20 protein-coding genes are annotated in these 25,917 nt (G+C 52.3%); 12 read left to right on the top strand and 8 right to left on the bottom strand.

Features of this window, described 5'->3' with window-relative positions; genetic code table 11:
- Window positions 1-25: 25 nt before the first annotated feature.
- Both NDI52_RS13280 and NDI52_RS13285 read right to left on the bottom strand, forming a co-directional pair.
- Entirely contained in the window at window positions 26-4,906 is a 4,881-nt protein-coding gene (locus NDI52_RS13280; protein WP_190774398.1) for a PAS domain S-box protein, read from the bottom strand.
- A 442-nt stretch (window positions 4,907-5,348) separates the two neighbouring features.
- Window positions 5,349-5,666: a hypothetical protein gene (locus NDI52_RS13285; RefSeq protein WP_190774399.1), complete on the bottom strand. Its 318-nt coding sequence runs from the start codon at window positions 5,664-5,666 to the stop codon at window positions 5,349-5,351.
- Window positions 5,667-6,390: 724 nt separating this feature from the next.
- On the opposite strand from NDI52_RS13285, the gene NDI52_RS13290 reads away from it, so the two are divergent.
- From NDI52_RS13290 to NDI52_RS13300, 3 genes are all read left to right on the top strand, one after another.
- Complete coding sequence (locus tag NDI52_RS13290) at window positions 6,391-6,750, top strand: hypothetical protein (RefSeq protein WP_190774400.1); 360 nt, start codon at window positions 6,391-6,393, stop codon at window positions 6,748-6,750.
- Between the two features lie 462 nt (window positions 6,751-7,212).
- Entirely contained in the window at window positions 7,213-8,436 is a 1,224-nt protein-coding gene (locus NDI52_RS13295) for a sulfite exporter TauE/SafE family protein (protein ID WP_190774401.1), read from the top strand.
- Between the two features lie 264 nt (window positions 8,437-8,700).
- Window positions 8,701-9,321, top strand: a complete 621-nt coding sequence (locus NDI52_RS13300) for a hypothetical protein (protein ID WP_190789225.1) — start codon at window positions 8,701-8,703, stop codon at window positions 9,319-9,321.
- A gap of 109 nt (window positions 9,322-9,430) precedes the next feature.
- On the opposite strand, the gene NDI52_RS13305 is transcribed toward NDI52_RS13300, so the two are convergent.
- Entirely contained in the window at window positions 9,431-10,588 is a 1,158-nt protein-coding gene (locus tag NDI52_RS13305) for a hypothetical protein (protein ID WP_190774403.1), read from the bottom strand.
- Window positions 10,589-11,253: 665 nt separating this feature from the next.
- On the opposite strand from NDI52_RS13305, the gene dprA reads away from it, so the two are divergent.
- Entirely contained in the window at window positions 11,254-12,363 is a 1,110-nt protein-coding gene (gene dprA / locus NDI52_RS13310; protein ID WP_190774404.1) for a DNA-processing protein DprA, read from the top strand.
- A 213-nt stretch (window positions 12,364-12,576) separates the two neighbouring features.
- On the opposite strand, the gene NDI52_RS13315 is transcribed toward dprA, so the two are convergent.
- The gene (locus tag NDI52_RS13315) at window positions 12,577-13,845 is read right to left on the bottom strand and encodes a hypothetical protein (RefSeq protein ID WP_190774405.1); all 1,269 of its coding nucleotides are present in this window, start codon (window positions 13,843-13,845) and stop codon (window positions 12,577-12,579) included.
- A 71-nt stretch (window positions 13,846-13,916) separates the two neighbouring features.
- On the opposite strand from NDI52_RS13315, the gene NDI52_RS13320 reads away from it, so the two are divergent.
- Together NDI52_RS13320 and panB are read left to right on the top strand one after the other, a co-directional pair.
- On the top strand, window positions 13,917-15,095 hold the full coding sequence (locus tag NDI52_RS13320) for a metallophosphoesterase (protein ID WP_242035612.1): 1,179 nt from the start codon (window positions 13,917-13,919) through the stop codon (window positions 15,093-15,095).
- Between the two features lie 166 nt (window positions 15,096-15,261).
- Window positions 15,262-16,038: a 3-methyl-2-oxobutanoate hydroxymethyltransferase gene (panB, locus tag NDI52_RS13325; protein WP_190774406.1), complete on the top strand. Its 777-nt coding sequence runs from the start codon at window positions 15,262-15,264 to the stop codon at window positions 16,036-16,038.
- Window positions 16,039-16,502: 464 nt separating this feature from the next.
- Here panB and NDI52_RS13330 read toward each other — a convergent pair whose 3' ends face one another.
- Complete coding sequence (locus NDI52_RS13330) at window positions 16,503-17,753, bottom strand: TetR family transcriptional regulator (RefSeq protein ID WP_190774407.1); 1,251 nt, start codon at window positions 17,751-17,753, stop codon at window positions 16,503-16,505.
- A gap of 275 nt (window positions 17,754-18,028) precedes the next feature.
- On the opposite strand from NDI52_RS13330, the gene NDI52_RS13335 reads away from it, so the two are divergent.
- Window positions 18,029-18,886, top strand: a complete 858-nt coding sequence (locus NDI52_RS13335; RefSeq protein ID WP_190774408.1) for a fatty acid desaturase — start codon at window positions 18,029-18,031, stop codon at window positions 18,884-18,886.
- Between the two features lie 283 nt (window positions 18,887-19,169).
- Here the strand turns inward: NDI52_RS13335 and NDI52_RS13340 are convergent, their stop codons facing one another.
- Window positions 19,170-20,096 (bottom strand): DNA adenine methylase, encoded by a 927-nt coding sequence (locus NDI52_RS13340; RefSeq protein WP_190774409.1) that lies wholly within the window; start codon window positions 20,094-20,096, stop codon window positions 19,170-19,172.
- A gap of 24 nt (window positions 20,097-20,120) precedes the next feature.
- Between NDI52_RS13340 and NDI52_RS13345 the strand changes: the two genes are divergently transcribed.
- The 4 genes from NDI52_RS13345 to NDI52_RS13360 all read left to right on the top strand — a co-directional run bounded on the left by NDI52_RS13345 (window position 20,121) and on the right by NDI52_RS13360 (window position 23,311).
- Window positions 20,121-20,324, top strand: coding sequence for a DUF751 family protein (locus tag NDI52_RS13345; protein WP_190774410.1), 204 nt, complete (start codon window positions 20,121-20,123; stop codon window positions 20,322-20,324).
- Window positions 20,325-20,417: 93 nt separating this feature from the next.
- On the top strand, window positions 20,418-20,825 hold the full coding sequence (rbfA, locus tag NDI52_RS13350; protein WP_190774411.1) for a 30S ribosome-binding factor RbfA: 408 nt from the start codon (window positions 20,418-20,420) through the stop codon (window positions 20,823-20,825).
- Between the two features lie 135 nt (window positions 20,826-20,960).
- Window positions 20,961-21,494, top strand: a complete 534-nt coding sequence (locus tag NDI52_RS13355; RefSeq protein WP_190774412.1) for a pentapeptide repeat-containing protein — start codon at window positions 20,961-20,963, stop codon at window positions 21,492-21,494.
- Window positions 21,495-21,631: 137 nt separating this feature from the next.
- Complete coding sequence (locus NDI52_RS13360) at window positions 21,632-23,311, top strand: glycoside hydrolase family 3 N-terminal domain-containing protein (protein WP_190774413.1); 1,680 nt, start codon at window positions 21,632-21,634, stop codon at window positions 23,309-23,311.
- Here the strand turns inward: NDI52_RS13360 and NDI52_RS13365 are convergent.
- Entirely contained in the window at window positions 23,245-23,928 is a 684-nt protein-coding gene (locus NDI52_RS13365) for a metalloregulator ArsR/SmtB family transcription factor (protein ID WP_190774414.1), read from the bottom strand. The genes NDI52_RS13360 and NDI52_RS13365 overlap by 67 nt on opposite strands.
- A gap of 507 nt (window positions 23,929-24,435) precedes the next feature.
- Here NDI52_RS13365 and NDI52_RS13370 point away from each other — a divergent pair.
- The gene (locus tag NDI52_RS13370; RefSeq protein ID WP_190774415.1) at window positions 24,436-25,113 is read left to right on the top strand and encodes an META domain-containing protein; all 678 of its coding nucleotides are present in this window, start codon (window positions 24,436-24,438) and stop codon (window positions 25,111-25,113) included.
- Window positions 25,114-25,362: 249 nt separating this feature from the next.
- On the opposite strand, the gene NDI52_RS13375 is transcribed toward NDI52_RS13370, so the two are convergent.
- Window positions 25,363-25,776, bottom strand: coding sequence for a hypothetical protein (locus NDI52_RS13375; RefSeq protein WP_190774416.1), 414 nt, complete (start codon window positions 25,774-25,776; stop codon window positions 25,363-25,365).
- Between the last annotated feature and the right edge of the window lie 141 nt (window positions 25,777-25,917).

Consider the following 25,917-nt stretch of genomic DNA (forward strand, 5'->3'; position numbering starts at 1 on the left):
GGTTTGTTTTCAACTCATCAGGTTTTCAGCAGGCATCCGTCACGGGCGTATTGAGGGTCGTAATAATCCAGGCAGCTTGAGGGATGTCGTAACGTGCGATCGCCCTTCCCTCAATCCACATCAGACCGTCAATCCGACGGAAGCGGTACACTACAGAATCCGCCTGACCTTCTAACAGGCGAACCCACGCTGGCAGGATCGCTGCATCAATATCATCGGGCTCAATATACAAACTCCATAGAGTTGCGTCTTCCATTAAATCTTGGGGCAGAGAGCCAAAAATCTGCTCACATTTTCCGGAAGCAAGTTCTAGTCTAAAATCCTCTATACTGTGCCAACGAAATTGGGCGATCGCTCCCCCAAATTGCATCACAATGTCGTGGAGAATGTCTTGATATTGGGCGAGGGCTCTTTCCAGGAGCTTGCGTTCTGTAATATCAGAGCTAACGCATTGAAACTCCATGGGTTTTCCCTCGTCATCCAACAAAACCCGATCAGACCATCGATACCAGCGTAGGTCGCCAGAAGGCCCAATCACAGCATGCTCATATTCACCCGTAGGTTTGTCAGTACCTAGAGATGCCAGATAGTCTTGGAGGGCAGAACGAGACTCAGCAGGGACAAATTCTAACCAGTTTCTGCCGAGAAGTTCCTCAGCAGATTTTTTAAAGAAGGCACAATAGGCTTCGTTGACAAAGGTCAGCGTACCATCTGGACGAAAGCGGCAGACCAAGTTTGTCTGAAGTTCGACCATTGCCCGGTAAGAAGCTTCACTCTGCCGCAAGGCTTCGCCAAGCCGCTTGAATTCTGTAATATCGGCCCACGTACCAATCATCCGAACGGGTTGACCAGCCGCATTCCAGATCGCTTGAGCGCGATCGCGAATCCAGATATAGTGCCCCAATTGATGCCGCACTCGATATTCCGTATTGAAGGGTTCTCGGTGTTCGAGGTGCTGGCGGGTCACCAGTTCCACATGACAGCGATCCTCTGGGTGCAGCATTGCCAGAAAATCGGCTGTGGAATAGCTTTCTTGAGCGTTGACAGGGTAGCCCATCATGTCCCAAAACCGAGCGGACACATAGGTTCTGTCTTGAATAATATCCCAATCCCAAATAGCTTCACCGATACCTGTAATCGCTAGTTCGTAACGCTCTCGCATCTCCTGAAGCTGGCGTTCGGCGCGTTTGTGATCGCTAATGTCCCGTATCATCAACAAAGCGGTCTGGTCATCCCCCCGGCTCACACGAACTTCCTCATATTGGAGCTGGTTACCGAATGAGAGTTCTTGCTCGTAGTGTTGAGTAATGCCGGTGGCGATCGCCTCCTCAATAGCAGCTTGTTGACGGTTGCTGATAGTAGTCGGGAGTAACTCATCCATGTAGCGGCCCTGAACATTCTCACCTGCTGGCAGGAAATTTAGCATCCCATCTCGGCCAATCACTTCTAGATACATCCCGTCCCGACGTATCCAAAACAGCATGTCGGGAATCGCTTGTAGAATCGCTCGCTGTCGTGCCTCAGAGCGTTGCAGTGCCAGTTCGGACTGGAGCTGAGCCGCTTCGTTGAGTTTTCGGGTGGTAATATCCTCCACTAAACCAATCGCAAATCGAATTTGCTGATGACTATCCCGCACAATGGTGGACATCAAATTTACCCACACCACGTCACCATTCTTATGCACATAGCGCTTCTCTAGCTGGTAGCGATCAAGGCCACCCGCCAGACATGCTTCCACCAAGGCCGTCTCATGGGAAAGATCGTCTGGATAGGTCAGCTCAGCAAAGGTTATTTCGGCCAGTTCCTCGGCGCTGAAGCCAACCAGCGATTGGAATGCCGCATTACAAAACCGGAGGTCATAACTGGGAGGTTCGGCAACTACAATGCCAAAACCTGCGTTATTAAATATCGTACGGAATCGGGCCTCACTATCTTGTAGAGCCAATTCGGCCTGCTTGCGATCGCTCAAGTCATCGACGATGATGCAGTAACGTTCAAGGCTGTCCACCCCATCGGATGCCACAGAAATTGTACTTTTGCTCCATAGTAAGGACCCATCCTTCCGAATGCAGCGCTGCTCAATTGAGCAGTTAGGCACAATACCCTGCACGAGCTGATTAAATGCCGCCTCGAAAATCGGGAGATCGTCTGGGTCTGTGCAATCGCGGAAATTGAGCGATCGCAACTCCGCTTCGGTGTACCCTAACAGGGCACACAGTTTTTGGTTCACCTGCAGAATACGATAGTCGCGATCGGTCAGGACAATGCCGACCGCGGCGGTTTCAAATAGAGAGCGGAATAGGGCTTCACTCTGTCGCAACGCTAACTCAGCCTGCTTGCGCTCTGTAATATCGATCACGACTCCCATCAACCCATAGCGGCCATCAAAATCTGGAAAGGGACAGACAAGCCGTAAAAGATAGCGGTCTTCTCCATTCCAGACCTCGACGGTTTCATATTCCAGCACCCGATCGGGCTGACACAAGTCACAAAGCTGTTGATAAAGCGCAATCACTTCCGCTTCACAATCCAGTTCACCGGGCAGCGTTCCCAGCATGTTACCGAACCGCTGCATATCTACCGGATTCTGCAAAATCAACCGTTCTTCTGCATCCCTGGCCCAAATCCCAAAGGGAAGCGCATCAATCAGGGTTTGAAGACGTTCCTGGCTCGTGCGTGATTCTTCTTCAATGCGCTTTAATTCAGTAATATCTGTGATGGTGCTGACGAATCCAAGAATCTGACCACCTGTCCCTAATTCAGGATGTCCCTGAATAATGGCCCAAATACTGTCCCCCTTAGGCTTGATGAAACGGCATTCTACCCGGTAGGGCACCCCCCGTGCGAGGGCATCCATCCAGGTTTGGGACACCCACGCCTGATCTTCGGGGTAGAGGTAATGCTCCTGGATGTGCTGGAAAGAGGCGAGATGCGATCGCTCCAAAATTTCACAGCAACACTGGTTGTAATAAATGCAGCGTCCACTCGCATCGGTACGAAAAATCCCAACAGGAGCCAGCGCTGCCAGCGTTTCATAGCGTTGATTACTTTCCCGTAAGGCCACCTCCACCCGCAACCGTTCCGCTACCTCGTCGGCTAGTTCTACATTCGTCCGCCGTAGTTGCTCCGTCCGTTGTAAAACGCGCTGTTCCAGTTCTGCATTCAGCACTCGAATTTCTGCTTCAACCCGCCGCCGTTCCTGTAGCTCGACCTGCAGTTGTCGATAGAGTTCTGCCTGATAAATACCAATGCCTGCCTGGGTTGCAAGCTTCTGCAATAAATCGACCTCAAAATCCTGCCATTCCCGAATATCGGAGCAGTGATGCACCATCAAAATTCCCCAGAGCCTTACCACAGGGCTACCTGCAGGATCCTGATCCGTATCCCCCTCCTGTTGAACCATGATGGGCACGGTTAACATGGCCCGCACCTGGGCCTGGTGAAACAATAGGTCCGTGTAAGACTGTTGCAGATCTGAATGGTGAATGTCGGATGCAAAGAGTGCATTACCACTCAGAAAGCTATCAAGATCCGGGTGGGGCAACCTTACTCCCCAGTCGGCCACCGATAAGCTGGGATCACTTACGGCCTCCACAACAATTTCCCCCGTCCAATCGCTGTTGAACCGGAAGATCAGAACGCGGTCCGTCTGAAGATACTGGCGCACATCCTCAACAATCAGTTGTAGAGTGCTGTCCAGATTTAGCGATTGATGAATATGTTCGACCACCTGGCGTAACAGCCGCTCCTGGTCTAACTGTCGCTGGAGCGCAATTTGCGCTTCCTTCCGATCAGTGACATCAATAATCACCCCATCGGCGATCGTGTTACCGTCTTCGTCGCGGAAGAACCGGGCCACTTCACGCACCCAACGGGTCTGATTCCCCATAGGGCAAATGCGATACTCCTGGTCAAGCGATTGCAGAGTTTGACGGGAGTCTTGCAATTGTTCGATGAAAAGTGGGCGATCGCCCGGATGAATTGACTGCGGCAGAAGAGTTGGATCGGCCATCAATTGATCGGATGGATATCCACAGACATCCTGAATTCCTTCACTCACAAACGGCAAGGTTACCTGCCCAGACGAGGAGAGCACTTCTCGATAAATTGCACCGGGGAAGTTGGCGGCAATGCTGGCCAGTTGTTGCTGCTGTTGCCGCAAGGAATCTTCGGCCTGTTTTCGCTGACTAATATCACGCACGAAGCATTGAATTGCCAGTTGCTCTTCGTACTCGATTAGTTGCGCATTAATTTCGACGGGGATCTCAGCGCCATCTTTACGCCGATAGCGATGCTCATAAATAATGCTCCCTTCCGCCTCCAATTGTTCTAAAATTCCATCCTGAAGCTCCGGTTCTAGCGGTATGGCAATATCGTCAATGGTCAATTGCAGCAATTCTCGCCGAGAGTACCCTAGGCGGCGGGCGGCGCTCCAGTTCGCATTCAGAATATGGAAGGTGGCGCGATCCATGATAAAGATGGCGTCATTTGCCGACTCAAAAAGAAGCCGATACTTCTTTTCAGACTCTTGCAGGGCAATTTCGGCCTGTTTTCGCTGAGTAATATCTTTTCCAATAAAAACAGCCGCCTCGATCTGACCATTCTGCCCTAGCACAGGGCTGAAGGTATATTCGTAGTCCCTGAGCTGATCGGAATAAAACGCTGGAAAACGAACTTCCCCCGTCAGGGCCTGACCAGTCGTGAAAATAGCATGGTGATTAACCTGAAGCTGTTCAACAACAGCAGGAGGCAAATTCAACTCGGCAAGGATTCGCCCGACCAGGCGATCGCGGCTTGCACCAAACGCCCGGGCCGTCATCGAGCTAATGTAAACAAATCGCCCTTCTACATCTTGTGCAAATACAAGATCAAGAGAGGCCAATAAAGCCTGGTCAATACTAGCCAATCTAATGTCCTACTTCCCGACGTCAACTAAGAGTGCTCATAATATTCTTGAGCCAGAGTTTTAGATGCTAGCCTAGCCTGATACGAGCATTATCTTTCTTTAAGCTCATATAGCTATCCCAAAAACTACTGTTCTCTAGAGAGCTCAGGAAAGAAACCCAGCATTGAGTTTTATCTTTGAATAATTATATATCTACAGTAATACAGAGACATGTGTGCCTATATTACGGCGTTTACAAAATGTCAAATATTACAAGGCACTGCCTCCAACTCTGACCTATTGTTCACTGTAAGAGTTTTGATAGATTACCAATTTTGACAGGGTAGATGGGGCAGACAGAACTTGTTCCATCTACCCGTCAAAATCGGCGTGATGCAATATTTAGTTATTTCAATAGCTGCACAAAAGTGAGGCTAATCCTGATTAGGCCACTATGGTCTACTCAAGCGCCTTCATAAGCTTGTGTGCCTACGTTTGGGAAGATCACCGTATTGTTCTGTAATGGCTCTCCAACGCACGGGGTGCCACTTTGTAGATCAACCCAAACTCGATATCCCTGAGGTGACACCGTAATGAAAGTTTCTAAGCCTTTGTCACAAAGGTCGCAACCTAACCGAAAGGCTTGATCTCGATGAGCGCGCTGAAAATTGTCAACCATTTTGTAGAGCTTATTCCCAGCCCGCAAACCTTTGCAAAGCTTTCCGTTCCAATAAAAAACAAACACCTGAGCGAATGCCTCATCCAAAAGCATTGGAAGCATGGTGAACTCCTGGGGGGATTGCAATACGCGCAATACGGTCATTGTATGAGATTCGCCTCAAAAATGTATACGTTTGTGAAACTTATTTAGGTGCTCTCTACAGATTCAAGTAAATATACTGAGCTCAACCGTCGGTACTATCACGTGTTATCTACAGAAAGCTTAACATTTCTTAAGACAACTCGCTGTCTCAATGAAGATAAACCTATCAACCTCAATATCTGTATTTTGGGATACACCAGGCTGTATCTATCGGAGGAAGCATATTAAATATTTTTTTGGTAATAAAGTAACTACTTAAAAAGCTTCCGTAGAGTATTAAAGTATGTATAAAGTTTTTCCTTATATCCCGTATTGCAAGCATGAAAGGATAAAATCATATTTATCGCCATACCCGTAATACAACCGTTATTCAGATTGAAATACGGGAGGCGATTGTCACTTTCGCGCAAACTTTGGCTCCCTGCGGTTTTATTAGTGTCCTTGAAGCATTGCTGGGTCAGTTAATGACTGGGCTGTTTTATCGCTAAGCAGTTAAAGAGTGCTTCTAGACTCGTTAAATACCTCGTTTTTCAATTTTTTATTTCTTGGTCAGAGCAAGCCGTACACAGTAGTAGGTACGTCAGGTTCAGATATTAACGTACTTCAGGGTGTTGCCTCCCATCGGTGCTTCTATAAGCTGTACCGATGATGTCCATCTAGCTGACTTTATGGACTATCGCTGATGCAATCGTTCATCGTTGTCACTGAATCACCCATGTCGCTCTCCCCAACCACGAGTTACTACGTCCGGCAAATTCTCACCCGCAACCGTCCGTGTTTACGCTTTATCGTTGCACCGAAAGCAGCTCTAGAAGCAGACAGCATGGCTGATATTAATGCTGTCGTCCATAGTTTATACCCCGACGCGGATGAGGCTATGGCTGTAGTCAAGAAGCTTGAACGACTGATTTCAGTCCATCAAATTCTCAAGCTCCAGGGTGCAATGTATGTAGATAACTTGAAAGTTGTGGAGCAAGAAATTTGTTGGTTGTTAGGCTTTAAGCTAACCGACCCACAATCTCCTGCAAAAACGAAGTCTTGAATACGAGTTCAAACTCAGAGCCCCTTTTTTGCCGTGACATCCTCAGGACAAAAAAGGGGCTCTGAATTTGCTGTTTTAGACCCTAGATCGAATGTCCCTTGCTTCTACATCTCATCTCTTTCTATCGGCAGATTAATAACAAGTAAGGTTAAATGCACACAACAAAAAGCAAGGTGACGCTTTGCGTCACCTTGCTTTTTGTTGTGTGCATTTAACACGACATGATATAAGGATTCTTTCGAGGGGTGCACAAAGTATGTCTCTCAAAAAAATTCTTCTTGGGTGCGGTCTGCACACACCAAAATGAGTACTTGGCTCATGTCCAATTGAGGGTTAATTAACCCAACACGGGCTATAGAGGCTTAAAACATAACTTTCGTTACTTGACACAAAGCGACCATCCCGGCCGAGAATGGGAATCTGTGCAACAGAGGATTTCGTTGCTGGGAGCCGCTTCGGGAAATGGTGGATTTATGGTTAATAGCGGCATTGGGTTTTGTGGGCAGCTTTGGCCACTGTGCTGGAATGTGCGGGCCACTGGCGATCGCTTTCTCCCTCTCCCAAGCCGATAACACCGCTGAGAAGACACCCTCTCTTTGGTTTCATGTAGTACTCAATCTCGGCCGTATTATCAGCTATATCGCGGTTGGGGCTCTGTTGGGAGGGGTCGGCTCGCTCCTGGTAGCCGGTGGGCAATTTGCGGGTGTTGGTAGTGTCTTGCGTCAAGGCATTGCTATTTTCACGGGGTTGTTGCTGATCTGGTTAGGTGTGCGACATATCCAACCGGACTTTCTCCCCCCCCTGCCCTTCATCCATCCCCTCAGCCAGGGAGCAACCCATCAACGGTTTAGCTCTGCAATGGCACGGCTCTCCCTTCATAGCCGCTGGTGGACTCCCGCCCTGCTGGGCAGTCTGTGGGGATTCATTCCCTGTGGTTTTCTCTACACAGCCCAACTAAAGGCGGCAGAAGCTAGCAGCCCGTTCTTAGGTGCCGCAACCATGGCCATGTTCGGTCTGGGTACCCTGCCAACCATGCTGGGCGTTGGTGTGTTGATGGAGCGGATGGGGAGCGATCGCCGGAGCCAATTGTTTCGGATGGGCGGTTGGATCACGCTTACGATTGGAATTCTGACGCTGCTACGCAGCGATGCCATGATCGATTACACCGGTCATAGTTCCATTGCATTGCTCATGTTGGCGCTGGCCGCCCGCCCCTTAAGTGGCGTATGGCCGGGGCTACTGCGGTATCGCCGGGCGATCGGGGTTGGCTCTTTTCTGCTGGCTCTAGCCCATACCGGGTTTATGCTCGACCATAGTCTCAACTGGAATTTAGATGCCATCAGCTTTATGCTTCCGGCTCATCGGTTGGGGATCTGGGTGGGGATCATCGCACTATTGCTGATGGCTCCGGCAGCAGTCACCAGTTTCGATCGCGCTGTGCAGGCGTTGGGGAAGCGCTGGCGATCGCTCCATCTGCTCACAGTTCCCTCTCTCCTCCTGGCTACTCTACACACCCTCTGCTTGGGTTCAAATTACCTGGGAGCCTTGCAATGGAGTTATGGAAATTTTCTATGCGCTGGGCTGCTGGTCAGCCTGACCCTGTCCGTGTTGGCCCTTCGCCAAAAGGCCTTCTGGTTCCTGCTGTTCCTGGAGCGCTATTATATCCCTCCCAGCCGATCTCGCTGAGGCTGCTGAAACCATTTATTTCTCCTACCCGTTCCGGACAAAAAACAAATGGTTCAAAGGGCTCTTAAGATGTTGGATTGAATGGGAGTAGGACAAAGCTCTCCTCCTTCAATTTCTACTTCAATCATTTCTATTTCAATAGACCTCCTGCGTGAATCGTTGCGCAGCTGCGCAACGATTCACGCTCTCAGAAGCCGATTTATGCAGGAGGTCTAATATCGAGGAATTGAGGAATCAACACCCCTTCTTGGTTTAATGGTTGAAATGATTCAGTCTATTTCCCACCGCTCTCTATACGGGTTTGCCTGCCTGATGGTTCTCGGTTTACTGGCTTCAGCTCCGGCCCAAGCCCATAAAACCCTGGTCGATGGCGACATTGCAGGAACCTGGCACATAGACCCTGACCATAATCCCAAAGCTGGAGAACCTGCTACCGCCTGGGTTGCGCTAACCCGCAAGGGAGGTACATTACTGCCCCTCAATGAGGCAAATTGCCAAATGCAGGTGTACACCCTACCCCGTCAACCAGAGGCGATCCCCATCCTGGAGCCACCTGTAAAGGCGATCGCTGCCGAGCAGTATTCGGGCATCCCCGGTTCTGACATTGTGTTCCCTGCCGTGGGTCAGTACCAGTTGCAACTGAACTGCACGCCTATTCAAGAGAATGCTTTCGCACCCTTTCAGCTGCAATACGATGTTACCGTTGCTGCGGGAAACCCTACCCCTGCACCTTCTACGGTAACTGGCAGCCCTCTCCCGCCACCGCCAGGGGCAGAGGCACCCAGGGGATCATCGGGTGGTGTGAGCGCGGGGGGGGCGATCGCTCTCATCAGTGTGGCAGGCGTTGGTGGCTGGCTCTGGTTTACTCGCCGCAAACAAGGTTAGGTGATGTTTCAAAGCTGTGGATGGAATGCGGAGAGCTGGGAGCTCTCCGCATTCCATCCACAGCTCTAGAGCAGTAAGCCAAGGTTGGATACCAGGCTAACAACGGGGATCAAAGAGACTTTTCGTAAATCCGATAGGTCTTGTAAATCTTGCCCCCAGAGGCTTCAATCAGCTTACGAGAGGGCATATTGTCCTCAAATACCCAGGACAGCTCCGCCCGTTTGTACGGCTTACCCTTCTTCTTGCCCCCCTGCATCCCCAGGTGAATCAACCCCAGGGGCACCATTTTGCGGCGGTACTCGGGTAGAGAGCAGATCGCGATCACACGCCCCTGATCAATCTGACGGCGGTACCAGAGAAACTTGAGCGTTCCAATCAGATCCAGCTTGCCATTGATGTGCTTGAGCGCGATGTTGTAATCGGGCAATCCCATCCAGAAGCCCACCATCTTGCCATTGTGTTCGGCAATGGGAAACACATCAGGATCCACCAGTTGTTGCAGAGACTTCGCCTCTTCAATAAATTCTTCCTGGGTACGGGGAGTCGAACTCCAATTGGCCGAAAATGCCTCTGTGAAAAGGTTGTATAACCCAATACAATCCTGCTCAAAACCCTCGCCTTTGGTGTGAATAGGCCGGAAGGTGATGCCTGACTTTAGGGCAATGTCATAGCCCTTCTTGAACTGTTCACCCAGTTTCTCATCCAATTCCATCGTATAAGCATAGGCATCCTTAGCCTTATGCCAGCCATCCCGCTCCATAAACTCTAAGTAATAGGCGGGGTTGTAGGGCATCATGATCATCGGCGGCGAGTCAAACCCATCCGCCAGAAAAAGGCAGTTGTTGTGGGTCGCCAGGTCAATGGGGCCACGCACCATCGTCATTCCCTGTTGCCGCAGCCAGTCGGCCGCAGCGTTAAAGAGCCCCTGCGCCACTTCAAACTCGTTGATACACTCGAAAAAACCAAACAAGCCAACGGGTTGACCTTCTCGCTCAACCAGGCGATCGTTGACAGCCGCCACAACGCGCCCAACCGCTTCGGTGCCGCTCTGCCCCATTCGGGTAGCGATGAACTGCTGCAACCGTCCATATTGGAAAAAGGGATTTTCTGGCTTGAAGGATTTGGCAACGCTACTCCGCAGTGGCGGCACCCAATTAGGATCATTGGCATATACCAATTTGGGCACGTCCAGAAATAATTCCTGGTCACCGGGAGAAAGCACAGGACGAATCTGAACGTTACCGATCTGAACGGGGGCACTAATCATGGTTTTAACAAAATAGTTTTGAAGAAGGAAAACCTGTGGCTAGGCTAACAGGGATCGAAGACGTTTGAAACAATCTTTTGATTCTATAGCAGTGGGCAAGTGGGTTCAGTAGGCGTGTGCCGCTTCGCTTTAGACCCCCATTGAAGCAGGCAAAGCAAATAGCAGAGTTAGCCTATAAAGTAGACCGGGAATACTATTTAGTAGCTTCAAAGCAAATTTAGTTTTGTTCATATAAACCAAAAATGCATCAGCTCTGTGGGTGTTAACACTGTGGAGTTTTGGTGTTGCTGAATGGAGCTATGAAGCCGAATGGAAAACCGAGATTGACCATTCGGCTTCTAGTACTGCACGGCGGAAATCAACTTATGTTGGGTTGTGTGTGAGGTACTTACCCCACACACAACCCAACATAGGCAAACCTAAACCGCCAAGGACTAGGGCACGCTTTAAAGCTCCCCGGAGAGTTTGTTTTTTCGTGTGCCAAGCACACGAAAAAACAACCTTTAAAACAGCCCCTAGCTCTATTCAACAACGGGTTCTTCGCCTACTTGTGAAGGCCCATAGCCTCAGGTACTCACACCTCAGACGTGATGTATTGCAATTCCCTAATTGAGGGATAGCAGGCATTATGACCAATCAGCACGGGTGTCATCGGGGTTCAGGACGTGGTAGAGGAACAAGCATATTGGTTGGCATGGTCACAGGTGGCGGGGGCTGGGCCCAACCGCATAATTCGGCTCTATCAACATTTCGGTAGTCTAAAACTAGCCTGGGAGGCCAGTTTTAGTGGCCTCTGTGAAGTGGATGGATTAGGAGAACTGACTTCCGCAGCGTTTCAAACTGCCCGATCCCAGATTGATCCGATCGCCCTTTTTGAGCAACATACCCAGAAAAATCCACACTTCTGGACTCCTGCTGATGCCGACTATCCACGGCTGCTACTAGAAATCCCCGATCCACCTCCGATTTTGTATTACCGGGGCGAAGTGGACCGGCAGGAAAACCAGGGGCTGCGCTCGGCCATTGCGTTGGTGGGGACGCGATCGCCCACCAGCTATGGCAAACGCTGGACAGAGCGGCTCACTGAAGTTCTCGTGAAAGCGGGGTTCACGATTGTTTCAGGACTAGCCCAGGGTATCGATACCATCGCCCACCAAACTTGCCTGGAATTTGGAGGCCGCACCATCGGTGTTATGGGCACGGGCGTCAACAGGATCTATCCGTCGAGTAATCGTGATCTCGCTCGCCGTATCCTCGCGTCTGGATTGGTGCTGAGTGAATATCCGGCGGATACCCCGCCGAATCGCACCCACTTTCCGAGCCGCAATCGCATTATTGCGGGTCTCTGCCGAGCGACCCTGGTTCTAGAAGCCGGGGAGAAATCAGGAGCCCTGATTACCGCTCGCGTGGCTAACGATTATGGGCGCGATGTCTATGCCCTTCCAGGCTCGCTGGACTATCCCGAGAGCGCGGGTTGCCTCAATCTAATCAACCGAGGCGCACAGATTATCTTGAGTGAAAATCATTTGCTGGATTTGTTAGGCCAGCTTCCTCAAATGGATGAACCTGCTGCTCAACTGAGCTTACTGCCGCCGGAATTACCACCTGACCTGCAACACGTCTTTCAGGCAGTACCGCGAGAAGCATCCTCCCTCGACTGGCTGGTGGAGACGACAGGTATGGCCACCTCCAATGTACTCAGTGCCCTTGTCCAACTAGAGATTATGGGGTTGGTGACTCAAATACCGGGTATGCGCTACCAGCGGGCCTGCTAAACTTTCTCAGCTATAGGCCAGCGGTATTTACAGCGCTTTGCGCTTGAATCAGCCACAGTTGTTTTTGTGAGAGCCGCGCTCCATGCGGCTCTCACAAAAACAACCAGATTTTAGGCGCTTAAAAAGCGCTGTAAGTTGATCAAGGATCCCGCATAGCGTTGTAAGGTTGATGCCCTGTAGCCGAACGATCGCCCTCAACACACTCAAGGGGTTCTAAGGAACAAAATTTGCTTTCTCGCGGCGCAGAATCACCATGGCATCACCCACCACAGGGTTGCGGGCCAGGCGATAACCAATGCGATCGCCCAATTCCACCTTACTGAAGTCCAGGCGATTCGCTTGTTTTAGCAAATCTGCTGCCAGCTTGTCTTGCTGGGCATAAGGCAGGTCGTACCATGCATCGCTGAGGCGAATTGTTAGCGTGGTTTGGCGGAAATTGGCACGAACGCCAAGCACCAGGCCGTTGGTGTAGCGATCGCCCACCTCAGCCACCCGCTTTTCGATGGATGCCACCAGGCTTTGTTCAGGGGTTAGCACTGCTGGAGGCGAGGGTTGGGGGATGGGAGTCGCCGACGGAACTGGAGAAGGCGTTGGGGTAACCTCTGGTTCCGGTTCGACTTCGGGCTCGGGTTCAACTTCGGGTTCCGGTTCTAGCTCAGGCTCGGGTTCAACTGCGGGCTCGGTGTCAACGTCAGTCTCCGGTTCAACTTCGGGTTCTGGCTCTGGGGCTTCTGAGGTAGGCGACTCCTGCGGAGAGGGTTGGGGCACTGGATTCTCTTCAGCGGGCTGCTCGATGGTAGGTGGAGCTTCGCTAATTTGGGTTTCGGGCTGAGGGCCACGGGGAGCGAAGTTAGGCAGCACCACAAAAATAGCAATCAGAGCTCCAGCCAAAATTCCGGTCAGGGCGCGATCGGATAGGCTTTCGCTCAAACCGCGAGGCAGTATGGCTCGGATTTGCGGAATGACTCGGTTTGTCCATCCCTCCCAGGCCCCTTCGGCAACCGGTTGCCCATCGGCCGAGGCCCGCTGAAACAGACGGATGATGGGATTGGCCGATTCATCAGGCAGGGGATCTGTTTCCAGGACAACTGCCGTCCATTCCAGGCCACGACTGAGGGTTCGCAGCAGGCGCACGACCAGCCGCGTCAGGACAGACTTCTCCGCTAGTCGGGATGGTTGCTCGATGGCTGGAGAAGCGGTGGGGGAAGGTGTTGGGCGACGTCGCTGTCGCGGCTCGGGTAGGGGCGGTGGTGCTGGCTCGGGTTCAGGCTCAAGTTCCCAAATCTCTGCCCACTCATCTTCATCCTCATCCTCGCCAGCGTTGTCCGGTGGTGCATCCCCATCCGATGCGTCCATATCATCTACTGATTCGCCTGGTGGCTCTGCATCCCCACTCGGCTCCGATACAGAAGAGTCACCATCCGTATCGAGTGGTGTAGGCTCTGGTAAATCGGATTCGGGCGGTTCGGGGGGCTGGGTCATTGTATCGGTTACAATACCGCACCACCGGAAAACACGATAAGTCGGCGCTGCGGTAGAGTGATCAGGGAAGCATGCCACTTCAACCCCTCAATCTATCACTTCGCGATCGCATGAATCTGAACCGTCGGCAGTTCTTGCAACTGGGAGCGGGGGGCCTCCTGGGGAGCGCCCTGGCAATCACCGCTTCCCGCACCCTCGGCCAGCAGAATCGCTTCGCTCAAAGCCGCTCCTACGAGAACCGTACACCCCCATCTCCCTCACCCCAAACGACCCTACGGATCGCCGTCATCAGCGATCTGAACGAGGCTTATGGGGCGACACAGTACAGTGATGAGGTGAAGCAGGCGATCGCCCGCCTCCCCCAGTGGAATCCCGACCTGGTGTTATGTAGTGGGGACATGGTAGCCGGCCAGAATCGCTCCTTAAGCCGGGCTCAGATCCAGGCGATGTGGGCGGCGTTCGATCGCGACATCACCCAGCCCTTACGACAGGCCCGTCTGCCCTTTGGCTTTACCCTGGGTAATCACGATGCCTCACGGGCTACCCGTGGCACCACCTTCAGCTTTGCGGAGGAGCGCAACCTGGCGGCCGCCTACTGGAATGATCCGGCCCATGACCCTGGCCTAAATTTTGTTGATCGCTACAAATTTCCGTTCTATTACACCTTTCAACACAATCGGGTGTTTTTTCTGGTGTGGGATGCCTCTAGTGGTTCGCGTATGCCCGCTGACGATATTGCTTGGGTAGAGCGGAGCCTGGGCAGTGCGGCTGCTCAGCAAGCTGATATGCGGATTGTGATTGGGCATTTGCCGTTATATGGAGTGGCGGTGGGGCGCGATCGCCCCGGTGAAGTCCTCGACGATGCGGCTAGTCTGCACGCCCTACTGGAACGGTATAGCGTTCACACCTACATTAGCGGCCATCAGCATGCCTACTTTCCCGGCCATCTAGGAAATTTGGAAATGCTTCACACTGGAGCGATGGGTGCTGGCCCTCGACAGTTGATTGTGGGGAACCTGCCTCCCCGTAAAACCCTGACATTGGTGGATGTTAACTGGGCCAGCCAGGATACCACTTACACCACCTTTGAATTGCCAAGCCTGCGGCAGATTGACCAGGCTATGTTGCCCCGGGTCATCCCCAGTCACAATGGCAGCGTCATTCGCCGTGACCTTGACTGGGAGCAGCTAACAACGACCGAGCAGGCATCCTGTCGAGTTCACCTACCCTCATCTCTCTGCCATACCTAACGGCATGACATCCAGCTAACATCTTCGCTTATGCCACCTCATGACCCAGCGACCTCTACAATAGTTCTGCTGATCCCACCTTCACAAATAGGACAGAAACTTATCCTAGAGTAGGGATGAGGCCTTATCGTCATCTGTCCTCCCTCTACACCTGCACCTTCCCTCCATGCCCATCACCACCCATCAACTCATTCGCTTCAAAAAAGAGGGGCGGCCCATCATTGCCCTTACCGCATGGGATTATTTGATCGCGCAAACCCTTGATCAGGCAGGCGTCGATCTGTTGCTCGTAGGCGATTCCCTGGCGATGGTCGCGCTGGGTTATGAAACGACGCTACCCGTGACCCTGGATGAAATGTTGCACCATGCTCGGGCCGTACGCCGGGGTGTCAAACAAGCCCTCGTTGTCTTTGATCTACCGTTTCTGACCTATCAAGAAAGCCCGCAGCAGGCCATCCATTCTGCTGGGCGCGCGCTTAAAGAAGCCGGAGCTCAGGCGGTTAAGGTAGAAGGAGGCCATCCTGCCATGCTGGAAACAGTAGAACGGTTAGTACAGGTCGGTATTCCAGTTATGGCCCATGTAGGGCTGACACCACAATCAGTGCATCAGTTTGGCGGATTCCGTAAGCAGGGCAAAACCGCAGAAGATGCTGCGCGGATTATGCAGGAGGCGATCGCCCTCGAACAGGCAGGTGCCTTCTCCATCGTGTTAGAACACATTCCCAATGAACTTGCCGCCGAAATCACCCAGAAGCTCACTATCCCTACCATTGGGATTGGGGCTGGCCCTCACTGTGACGGGCAGGTGATGGTCACTGCCGATCTCCTCGGTCTGTCGGACTGGCAGCCGCCCTTTGCGAAGTCCTATGGGAACTTACGGGAGGCGATCGCCCAAGCCGTGGAGGCTTACAGCCAGGAAGTTCGAACTCATCAGTTCCCCTGAATCCGCAAATTTGTAGCGCTATAGCGATTCTGGCATCAAGCCCGAAAGCCGTTCGCCTGAAGCAGCGACTTTCGGACTTCAAAGCCGAGAGGTCGTGCCCGTGGGGCACGACCTCTCGGCTTTGAAGCTCACCATGAGAATTGCTGATAGCGCTACGTGTTTGGAATCACTTATGTTGTGTGTGATTTGCCTCACATACCACACACAACATAAAGGCTCTAAGTAACCTGAGTTTGGGTTAAGGGCGTTTTCGAGTGCCGCGCGTTGCGCGGCACTCGAAAACGCTCATTTTGGCGTGCGCTTTGCGCACGCCAAAATGAGTATTTCGGCTTATCCCGAACTGAGGTTAAGTATGGCTAGTTTGCTTAAACCTTCAGCGTGGTAGAGGCGAGTCCCATCCATATACAGCAGCACAGTGACTGCGTGACGGCTTCGCACCCCACACAGTCACTGCACTCGATAGATCAGACTGGATATTGCTGATCCAGATGAGCGGCCGTGTGCACGGCACGCCGTTGTTGAACACGTTGCACAAAAGGTTCCAGAACTGAGAGTTCTTTTCCTGTAAGCACCCGCAGATCTTCCAGGCTGAGGCCACGCATGAGCATGTCAACGCACCAGGTTGCCCAACACTGCTCGATCTGAGGAAGATATCCGAGGGGCGTCATTAAGCCAGTAACCCATTGATGCCACTGGCTGGTAATCGTCTCTGCCGTTGCTGCATGGCCATCTTCATCCAGGAAGAGGGCGGGAGAGCCATCAGTACGGCTTCTTAGCCATTGAGATAGTGGATTGTCAGGGTGAGAGCCATAGCGTTGCCCACAGATCCACTGGTTCAGAGGAACCTGGCGTCCGGGTTCTCGAGAGATTTGGAGCCAGTAGTGGCGTTCATCACTGTAGACGTGCGATCGCTCTAACCCCGCCACCTCTGCCGCACTCAATCCGGCACCCAGGAGCACATAGGCCAGAGCATAATCCTGCCCCCCCTGTTCCATTGCCCGAGCCAAGACTTGATGCACCAGACTGGTGGGCAGATCGATATAGCGAGACGATGCCGACAAAGTCGTCGGTCCTGACTCAAGGGTTAGAGACAGCTCATAGAGTGGATCCGCTGGAACCAGCGCTCCATACAGAAACAGCTGCACCAAACCATCCACAAAATTCTCGCGATCTTGCCAGACTTCGTGAAACTCGCTGCTAAATTCCAGCACCGCATAGCCCAGCAACAGGCTATTCAGCAGGCTGGCTAATTTTTCCGGAGGCATCCGGATCGCCAGCCCTTCGCGGGTCAGAACATTGGTCAGATACTGAGCCGTGTAACGATTCGCCTGAGCTACCCCTTGCCCCAGAGCCCGGCGGTTCTCGATGGAGTAATGACCCGATTCGCCAATGAGCGATCGCACAAACTCCTGAAGTTGCGCCAGGGCTTGCAAATGCACGTTGGCATAGCTTTTAATAGCCTGGGGAATATTACTGATTTGTCGTGTTTGTTGCCCCAGGGCCATGCCAAGTTGTGCTAGCACCTGCGGGTCTTCCATCATGGCGAGCAACAAGCCATGCTTACTGCCGAAATGGCGGAACAGCGTGACCTCGTTGACCTCTGCCGCGTCTGCAATTTGTCGCGTCGTTGTCTCTGCAATCCCCTGGGCAATGAAAAGTTGAGTTGCCGCCTGGATTAGCCGCTGACGCGTGGGAGTTCTTCGGTGAGGAGGCATACCAGAAATGCAAGTGAGACTTGCAACAAAAATCAAAGGACTGTTATGCTCAAGGTGTAAGTAACACTTGCATCACCTCTACTGTAGCGAGCTTTTTTGGGGAAGGCAGAAGAAAAACGTTCCTTAGGCGTCCCGCTCAAGGCGTTTTGAAGAGTTTTAAACTCCTTTGATGATTGTAGTTTTCAGACAAGCCGTTCTGCTCGACGCGGGGCCAATGTCTGTTTGCTCAGCAGAGGCATCCGGTCATGCAAGTTTTTTAGAGGAAAGTTTTTTCTATGTCTTTGAGTTCTGTTGAGCCTAAGCAGAAAGGTGAGGAAAAGCTCGCCATTAGCTGGTGGCATGTTGGCTTTTTTGGTGCCTATCATGCCCTGGCCCTACTGGCTCTCTTTTTCTTTTCCTGGTCTGCGTTGGGTGTCGCTATCTTTGGTCACTGGCTGACCGGTAGCATTGGCATCTGCCTAGCCTACCATCGGATGCTGACCCACCGTAGTTTCCAGGTTCCCAAATGGCTGGAGTATGTTCTCGCAACTGTTGGTGCTATGGCGCTTCAAGGCGGCCCCATCTTCTGGGTTGCCAGCCATCGTCAACACCATGCATTCACCGAGCACGTTGATAAAGACCCCTACTCTTCCACCCGTGGTTTCTGGTGGAGCCACATTCTGTGGATGGTTTATCCCCGCGCTGATTACTTTGAGCGCGACCTATATGTCCGCTATGCACCTGATTTGGCCCGCGATCCCTACTACCAGTGGTTAGATCGCTACTGCATCGCCCTGCAATTGCCCCTGGCTGTTGTGCTTTACTTCATTGGCGGTTGGTCCTTTGTACTCTGGGGCATTTTCGTCAGAACCCTGATGCTGTGGCACTCCACCTGGTTCATCAATTCTGCTACCCACATGTGGGGTTACCGCAACTTCGAGTCTGAAGATAACTCCCGCAACCTTTGGTGGGCCGCCATCCTGGCCTATGGCGAAGGCTGGCACAACAACCATCATACCTACCCCAACATGGCACCTGCTGGTCTCCGTTGGTGGGAATTTGACCCAACCTGGTTGGTAATTCGCGGTCTGCAAATTGTAGGTCTGGCGAAGAAGGTTGTGATGCCGCCACCTCAGGCGATCGCAAAGCTTTAATCATTCTCATTGAGTCATTGGCTCACATAGGCGCGAGGGTTCACACTGTGTTTCCCTCGCGTTTTTTAGGGCTTCATTGGGTGCATCCCCTTTTGGAGGTGAAGCGGGATCAAAAGCCTAGGGGCTGGTGTTTCTAGAAACACCAGCCCCTAGGCTTTTGGGCTTCCAATGATTTGCTTAAGGAACGCTATTAATAGAAAATTTTGAAGCGTTAGCCACCATCCATTTGAATGCTAGATTTCAAGATCTTTTAAGGTAGCGACCTAAAAAAATCCCCTGTTGATCAATACGACGTCACAAGCACTTCGGTAATCTTTCCACGTCGTTGAGTATTCGAATTAATCGCTCGAATGGCAGAGATTGTGTAAATCTTGAAACCATCGTATAGATCGCGTACAAACGGACAATCAGAGTTGGAAAGCATGACCAGCACCCCCCGCTCAGCCAGTTGCACAAAAACATCCCTCAGACGGATATGGTCTGCTTCTGAGAAACTATAGCGGTTGTAGCCCGTGAACTTGCTCGTTGCACTGATTGGGTAGTACGGCGGGTCAAAGTACACAAAATCTCGTGGCCCCATTGCCTTGTCTAGCACGGCATCAAAGGGTTGCTCGGCAAGGTAAGCAGATCTCAACTGCATCGATGCCACTCGCAACAGTTCGGGATGGCAAATTCTGGGATTCTTATAGCTACCCATCGGCACATTGAATTGTCCCCGACGGTTTTCCCGGTAGAGGCCATTAAAGCAGGTGCGATTCAGGTAGATAAATCGCGCAGCTCGTTCAGCGGGGCTACCTTCGGCTTGCGATCGCACAGCATAATAATGTTCTTTGTCATGCTTCGTCTCATGCTTCCGCAGCAAGGTAATCACCCGCTCTACCTGAGTCCGGATGCATTGGTACACATTCACCAACTCGGGGTTGATGTCCATCAAGTACGCGCGGGGGGGCTGGAGGTGAAAGTAGATGGCACCACCGCCCAAAAACGGCTCGTAATAGGTGTCATACAGACTGGGATCGGGTAGATACGGCTGATATTGGGAAATCAATTGCCCCTTTCCACCGGCCCACTTAAGGAAGGGACGCGGTGTAATGTCAGCTAGAACCGGGGCAAGGGCAAGGCTATGCAAAGCGTAATCTCGTACAATACCTAAGGGAACGGTGAACAATAAATAGCTTGTACTAAGGCCTGTACTAACGCCCGTAGTCATTAAGAATACGTCAGACTTTGCTTTATGGAAGACTTTTTTCAGAACGTTTCGCGCTATCCCCAGTATTTAATCAGTTTTAGCCTGGGGGTTCTCTATACCTTTGCCCAGCCTCTGATCCCGCTGTTCAAGAAACCGTCTACGGCGATCGCCACCAGCATCTTGCTCCTGGCGGGTTTTGCCTTCATTGCCTTCACCCTGCGCGCTATGCTGGGATTTAGTGGCGTCTAATTAGGACGAATTTGTTAAGGCTGCTAATCATCACCGTTTCAGCAGCCTTAACCTGCAACACCAACGGGTATCTGGTTACCCCGGAGATAAATTATGGCTACAGATCGGCGGGTTGCCCGTGTCTCGGAATTAATTAAGCGTGAAGTCAGTCAGATGCTTTTGAGTGGCATCAAAGACGATCGCGTGCAGGTCGGAATGGTCAGCGTGACTGACGTGGACGTGTCGGGTGACCTGCAACACGCCAAAATTTTTGTCAGCATCTACGGCACCGATGAAGCTCGTGCCGAAACAATGGCCGGGCTGAAGTCGGCCACGGGCTATGTTCGTAGCAACCTGGGGCGTCTGCGCCTGCGCCGCACCCCTGAGGTGGTGTTTTTAGAAGATCGTTCTATTGAGCGCGGCACCCGTGTTTTGTCACTCATCAACCAGCTCAATGCCAATCGTCCTGCTGAACCCATTCCACATTCTGAAGGCATTGAGGATGACGAGGACGAGGAGTAGTTTTGGTCTGACAACGCAGATCGGTGTTGCCTGGAGCTCGACTATCCATTAATCAACAGCTGAATGGCGAGTCTCATGTGAGGGGTGTATCTGCATAGCTGTCTGTAGCCAGCGATCGCCTGAAGGAATGACACCATGAAATACGTTGCACCCTTGTTGATCGTCCTGGCAGGGTTTGGCCTCGCCTCGCCTGCGATCGCCCAAATCGGCATTGGTATCGGCGTTTGGGGCGGAGACGATGACGGCTTCGATATCTTCAATACCCCTCGCCGCCAACTGATTGAAACCGGGCAATGTCCTCGTTGCCACCTCCGACACGTACAGTTACCTGAAGCCAATCTGCCCTACGCTGACCTGACTGCAGCTCGGCTGCAAGAGGCCAACTTGAGTGGCTCTAATCTGCGAAACGCGAGTTTTCGCCAGGCTCGCATGGAAAATATCAACCTGGAGAATGCTGACTTGCAGGGAGCCAGCTTCCGCAATGCAGATTTAGAGGATGCCAACCTGCAAGGGGCTAATATGCGATCGGTTTATCTGGCTGGCGCGAACCTTGCCGGAGCCAATCTCAGTGGAGCTGACTTGAGTCTGGTGAACCTGGAGACAGCATCTTTCTGCCAAACCACTATGCCTGATGATTCCATTCGTAATGACGATTGCGAGTCTGAATAGATTGAGGCAGTGCTTTAGGCTGACAACTTTCATCGGAGTAGTGGGCGAAGTACACTACTCCGATGAAAGTTGTCAGCCCTGATTTGATCGTTTGATGGCATGATGGGCTGTGGATCCTACTCGACCCAGGTGCCCGTATGGTACTGCTGCCTCCCGTTGATTCCTTAACCCTGGCCGAACAGGTAGCCCAGATGGTCGTCGTGCGAGCCTCTGGACATCTGTTTGATCATCAAATTCAATATCCAGCCTGGGAACCCCCTCTGGCGACCCTTCAGCATTGGATTAAGGATTTGGGAGTGGGCGGTGTCATTTTTCTGGGTGGCAGTGTAGCAGAACTGGCTTTACGAACTCAGCAATTACAGGATTGGGCAGCCGTTCCTCTGCTTATGGCGGCTGATGTGGAAGAAGGCGTCGGCCAACGGTTCTCAGGTGCGACCTGGTTCCCGCCACCCATGGCTTTGGGTGCGATCGCCCACACCAACCTTCCACTAGCCCAACAGTACGCAGCAGACATGGGAGCGGCGATCGCCCGCGAATCCCTCGCTGTGGGCTTAAACTGGGTGCTAGCTCCTGTCGTAGATGTCAACAACAATCCCAAAAATCCTGTCATCAATGTACGGGCCTTGGGTGAGAATCCAGAGGTTGTTGGAGCCCTCGCCAAAGCCTTCATCCAGGGTGCGCAGCCCTACCCCGTATTAACCTGCGCCAAGCATTTCCCCGGTCATGGTGATACGGCGACCGACTCCCATTTAGAGTTGCCGCTGATTCCTCATGGGCGCGATCGCCTCAACCGCCTGGAATGGCCTCCTTTTCGAGATGCGATCGCAGCACACGTAGACTCAGTGATGAGCGCACACTTGCTGCTGCCCACACTGGACGAGCATTACCCCGCCACCCTATCCCCCCGCATCCTGACGGGAGAATTGCGTCAGGGCATGGGGTTCGAGGGGCTGATTGTAACCGACGCCCTGGTAATGGGGGCCATTACCAACCGCTATGGTGCCAACGAAGCCCCGGTTCTCGCGGTGGAAGCGGGAGTCGATATTTTGCTGATGCCTGTTGACCCTGAAGGGGCCATTAACGCCGTTATCGAGGCGGTGGAATGTGGCCGCATTACGCCAGAGCGTATTCGCGAATCGGTTGAGCGCATCTGGCAGGCCAAGCACAAGATCGCTCAGACGCGAGTCAGTGGAGATGCAGGGCATGCATGGGAGAACCTGGCTCCTCCGGGGCTGGAAGCACAGGCCCTGACGGAGCAACTGTATCAACCCGAGGCGATCGCCACTGCCCAAAACATTTTGCACGCCTCGATGCAGGTTCACCAACCTCAATCAAGCTTCCAGATGGCTCCGGGCAGCCGTAACTTAATCGTGATGGACGATGCCCTGCGAGGTGACGGGCTGACGCACCAGAGCCCGGCGATCGCGCTGCCCCGGCAGTGGGGTTGTAGCTTGCAGATTTGCGATCGCTACAATGCCAACTCGCCCGGTAGCGACCATCCACCCACCCTTCTCCAACTCTTCATCCGTGGTAATCCATTTCGCGGCAGCGCAGGGCTCAGCGAGACGGCACAGACGTGGCTGGAGGCGTTACTCCAGGCGGAGCGACTCGAAGGCTTGATGATTTACGGCAGTCCCTACATCCTGCACGCATTTCGCGCTCGATTACCAGAATCGGTGCCCTACGTGTTTACCTTTGGGCAAACGGACGTAGCTCAGGCGATCGCCCTACAAGCCCTCACTGGGGACGCTCAGACCGATGCTTCATCCTGGGGAGTAACCGTAGAGGGGCAACTGGGGCGCTTCTCCACCCGGTAGGCACAACGGCGATCGCCCTGCAAAATATGCTCGACTCGTTCGACGGTAACCTCTGGCCCCAACAAGGTCTGGAATACCTCCAGTTCAGCGTGGCATAGGCTCTGGCAGCTTTGAGCAGCGACGCAGATAGGGCAGTGGTTTTCTATAAGCAGCAGGCTATCTTCGGTTTCGGGTAAGACTTCAGCCATGTAGCCTTCTTGGTGGCGGAAGCGGGCGATCGCCTCTGCTGTGGCTTTCCAGTCTTTCCCTACGCCAGATTCTGCCAACTGTTGCCGGTAGTTCTGCACCTGGCGTTCTTGGCGCTCAGCAATAATTCGGCTCACCCCTTCCTCACCAAACACTCGTTCGGTGCTGCGCAGTAAATCTAGCACCAGGTCACTATGGCTATCGGGAAACCGGCTCCGCGAATGATCCGTCAGGTGCCAAAGTTTGACTGGGCGACCCATGGGCCTGCGGTCTTCCCGGTAGCTCACCCAGGCCTCCGCCTTCAGCGATTGCAGGTGTTGCCGAATCGCCATCGGCGAGACTCCCAACTCTTCGGCTAAATCCGCAGCGGTCTGCGCTCCTCGCAGTTTTAAGAGCGTCATGATCTGGTCACGGACAGTCGGCCTGGACATTACTAAGGGGTAGAGCGTTTCCGAAAGGGTGATGTTTCCAGTCTAATCGTTCCCTCTAGTGGTCTGTCACCCTCAACGTTGTGTTTATGTGTGGTGAAGCATACGTTGTCTGTTCCACTCCACGGGAGCGACCCAGTCGTTAGATCTATAGCAATGTGCTAGTGCACTAAGTAACCTCAGTTCGGGATAAGCTGAAGTGCTCATTTTGGCGTGCGCTTCGCGCACGCCAAAATGAGCGTTTTCAAGTGCCGCGCGTTGCGCGGCACTTGAAAACGCCCTTAACCCGAACTCAGGTTAAGTACAGCAACGGTGGTGTGGGGCACTTCGTACTCCACACCACCGTACTTAATCGACGTACACAGCGCTATATAGGACTGACGCAGTCCTGATCAATTTATGAAACCGGACAAGGTAGCTCATAAGCCCTCTATATGATTGAGCTTAGCCATCAGAAATAAGCTGTAGAACAAACGATTAACCGTATTGAGGCATGAGCTGGAGAAAGCGATGACAAACAAATGGATGGTAGGACTACTCGGAATTGGTATGGGATTGGGCACCTTGGGGCCTGCCATTAGTGCCGTCCCTAAGGGATTCACGATCTCCCTTTCACCTTTCTATAACTGCTTCACCCGTGAAGTTTGGAGCCCCGAAAAGCAAGCCTGGTGTCAGCAGAATTCCCCTGTTTCAAACCCTGTAGCGACTGAGATGGAACCTGTGTTAGTTGCCGCTGATCCTGCTTTAGCAGATGAGTTACTAAATACAGAATGGTTGCTGGAAGACTTGAACGGGACAGGGGTAATCGATCGAGTTCAGACAACCCTTCGGTTTGAGGGGGATGGCGATCGCATCAACGGTTCTGGTGGTTGCAACCGCTACTTCTCTAACATTCTGTTCAATAGCGAGAACGCAACGGCAACCCGTCAAACTGTCGCGATAGGTGCCGTGGGTGCTACCGAGATGGCCTGCCCTCCAGCGGTCATGGATCAGGAAAGTCGTTTCCTCCAATCACTACAAACAGCCCAGCGAATTGAGTTGGATGGCCCTTACCTCTATGTCTACAGTGAAGACCAAGAGCAGCCCATGCGCTTTACTCAGACCAACGAACTCGTTGATCCAATGCCGATAAGCACCCCTGAACCCGTGCCGATGGATACGGTTGGGCCAATTCCAGGGTTGTGGTAGGCCGGGAGCGATCGCCCTGTAGAGTAGTCGCAAACGTAGAGCGTAGGGCTAAGCTGAGCAGCATCTTTCTACAGAAGTTTCAACAAAAAAGGTGAGCATTTGCCCACCTTTTCAACATACATCTCATATTGTTAGTGTCGCTTCAAAAAAGCCTATTTTGACATGTGCTCTGCGCACGCCAAAACGGGCACTTGGGCTTATCCCGAATTGAAATTAACTAACGCGACAAGAGCTATAAATAGCAACAGTTTAAGTTTCGACAGTCAGGGCAGTTGGTTTTAAGTAGAGTTTTGCCAAGTAGGCCTGCGTAGGCTTCGTGGGATTTACAAAGGCCGTGAGGCGATCGCCCACTTTCATACCATACAAATTCCAGCCGATCACAACATTCACCGATTCGTACAGACTGCCGTCGAAGACATATTGATACCGCACAATCCACTCACCTTTCTTCCATCGTTTGAAGGTGAGAACAGCATCGACAGGCGTACCATCCGCAATCACTTTACGTATCATTCCAACACGGCGAAATGTCAAAAAGAGCCCCAAAGGAACTGTTATCAAGCAAAACGGAATAAAAACAATGCTAGCCAGGGAGACACTAAACAGAATCGCGGACCAATAATCGCGAAAGATGACACTAAAGCGACCTGGTTTTGTACTCATAGTAAATGCGTGGGGGAAGGAATCTAGTTCTATAGTTCCCGTTCGAGAAAGCAAAATCACTATCAGCCTCAAAAGATTTAGGCAATCTTCTTGAGAAGATCTCAGCGAACCTCCTTATCGCAATGAATGAACTGGCGATCG

This window comes from Leptolyngbya sp. PL-A3, from assembly GCF_039962325.1.
In the GTDB taxonomy this organism is placed as follows: domain Bacteria; phylum Cyanobacteriota; class Cyanobacteriia; order Elainellales; family Elainellaceae; genus Vacuolonema.

Excerpts from the sequence above, each read along its gene's own strand:
- NDI52_RS13285 (WP_190774399.1), bottom strand. The coding sequence starts at position 5,666 with ATGCTTCCAATGCTTTTGGATGAGGCATTCGCTCAGGTGTTTGTTTTT.
- NDI52_RS13290 (WP_190774400.1), top strand. The coding sequence starts at position 6,391 with ATGCAATCGTTCATCGTTGTCACTGAATCACCCATGTCGCTCTCCCCA.
- NDI52_RS13295 (WP_190774401.1), top strand. The coding sequence starts at position 7,213 with ATGGTGGATTTATGGTTAATAGCGGCATTGGGTTTTGTGGGCAGCTTT.
- NDI52_RS13300 (WP_190789225.1), top strand. The coding sequence starts at position 8,701 with ATGATTCAGTCTATTTCCCACCGCTCTCTATACGGGTTTGCCTGCCTG.
- NDI52_RS13305 (WP_190774403.1), bottom strand. The coding sequence starts at position 10,588 with ATGATTAGTGCCCCCGTTCAGATCGGTAACGTTCAGATTCGTCCTGTG.
- NDI52_RS13315 (WP_190774405.1), bottom strand. The coding sequence starts at position 13,845 with ATGACCCAGCCCCCCGAACCGCCCGAATCCGATTTACCAGAGCCTACA.
- NDI52_RS13320 (WP_242035612.1), top strand. The coding sequence starts at position 13,917 with ATGCCACTTCAACCCCTCAATCTATCACTTCGCGATCGCATGAATCTG.
- panB (WP_190774406.1), top strand. The coding sequence starts at position 15,262 with ATGCCCATCACCACCCATCAACTCATTCGCTTCAAAAAAGAGGGGCGG.
- NDI52_RS13330 (WP_190774407.1), bottom strand. The coding sequence starts at position 17,753 with ATGCCTCCTCACCGAAGAACTCCCACGCGTCAGCGGCTAATCCAGGCG.
- NDI52_RS13335 (WP_190774408.1), top strand. The coding sequence starts at position 18,029 with ATGTCTTTGAGTTCTGTTGAGCCTAAGCAGAAAGGTGAGGAAAAGCTC.
- NDI52_RS13340 (WP_190774409.1), bottom strand. The coding sequence starts at position 20,096 with ATGACTACGGGCGTTAGTACAGGCCTTAGTACAAGCTATTTATTGTTC.
- NDI52_RS13345 (WP_190774410.1), top strand. The coding sequence starts at position 20,121 with ATGGAAGACTTTTTTCAGAACGTTTCGCGCTATCCCCAGTATTTAATC.
- rbfA (WP_190774411.1), top strand. The coding sequence starts at position 20,418 with ATGGCTACAGATCGGCGGGTTGCCCGTGTCTCGGAATTAATTAAGCGT.
- NDI52_RS13355 (WP_190774412.1), top strand. The coding sequence starts at position 20,961 with ATGAAATACGTTGCACCCTTGTTGATCGTCCTGGCAGGGTTTGGCCTC.
- NDI52_RS13360 (WP_190774413.1), top strand. The coding sequence starts at position 21,632 with ATGGTACTGCTGCCTCCCGTTGATTCCTTAACCCTGGCCGAACAGGTA.
- NDI52_RS13365 (WP_190774414.1), bottom strand. The coding sequence starts at position 23,928 with ATGTCCAGGCCGACTGTCCGTGACCAGATCATGACGCTCTTAAAACTG.
- NDI52_RS13370 (WP_190774415.1), top strand. The coding sequence starts at position 24,436 with ATGACAAACAAATGGATGGTAGGACTACTCGGAATTGGTATGGGATTG.
- NDI52_RS13375 (WP_190774416.1), bottom strand. The coding sequence starts at position 25,776 with ATGAGTACAAAACCAGGTCGCTTTAGTGTCATCTTTCGCGATTATTGG.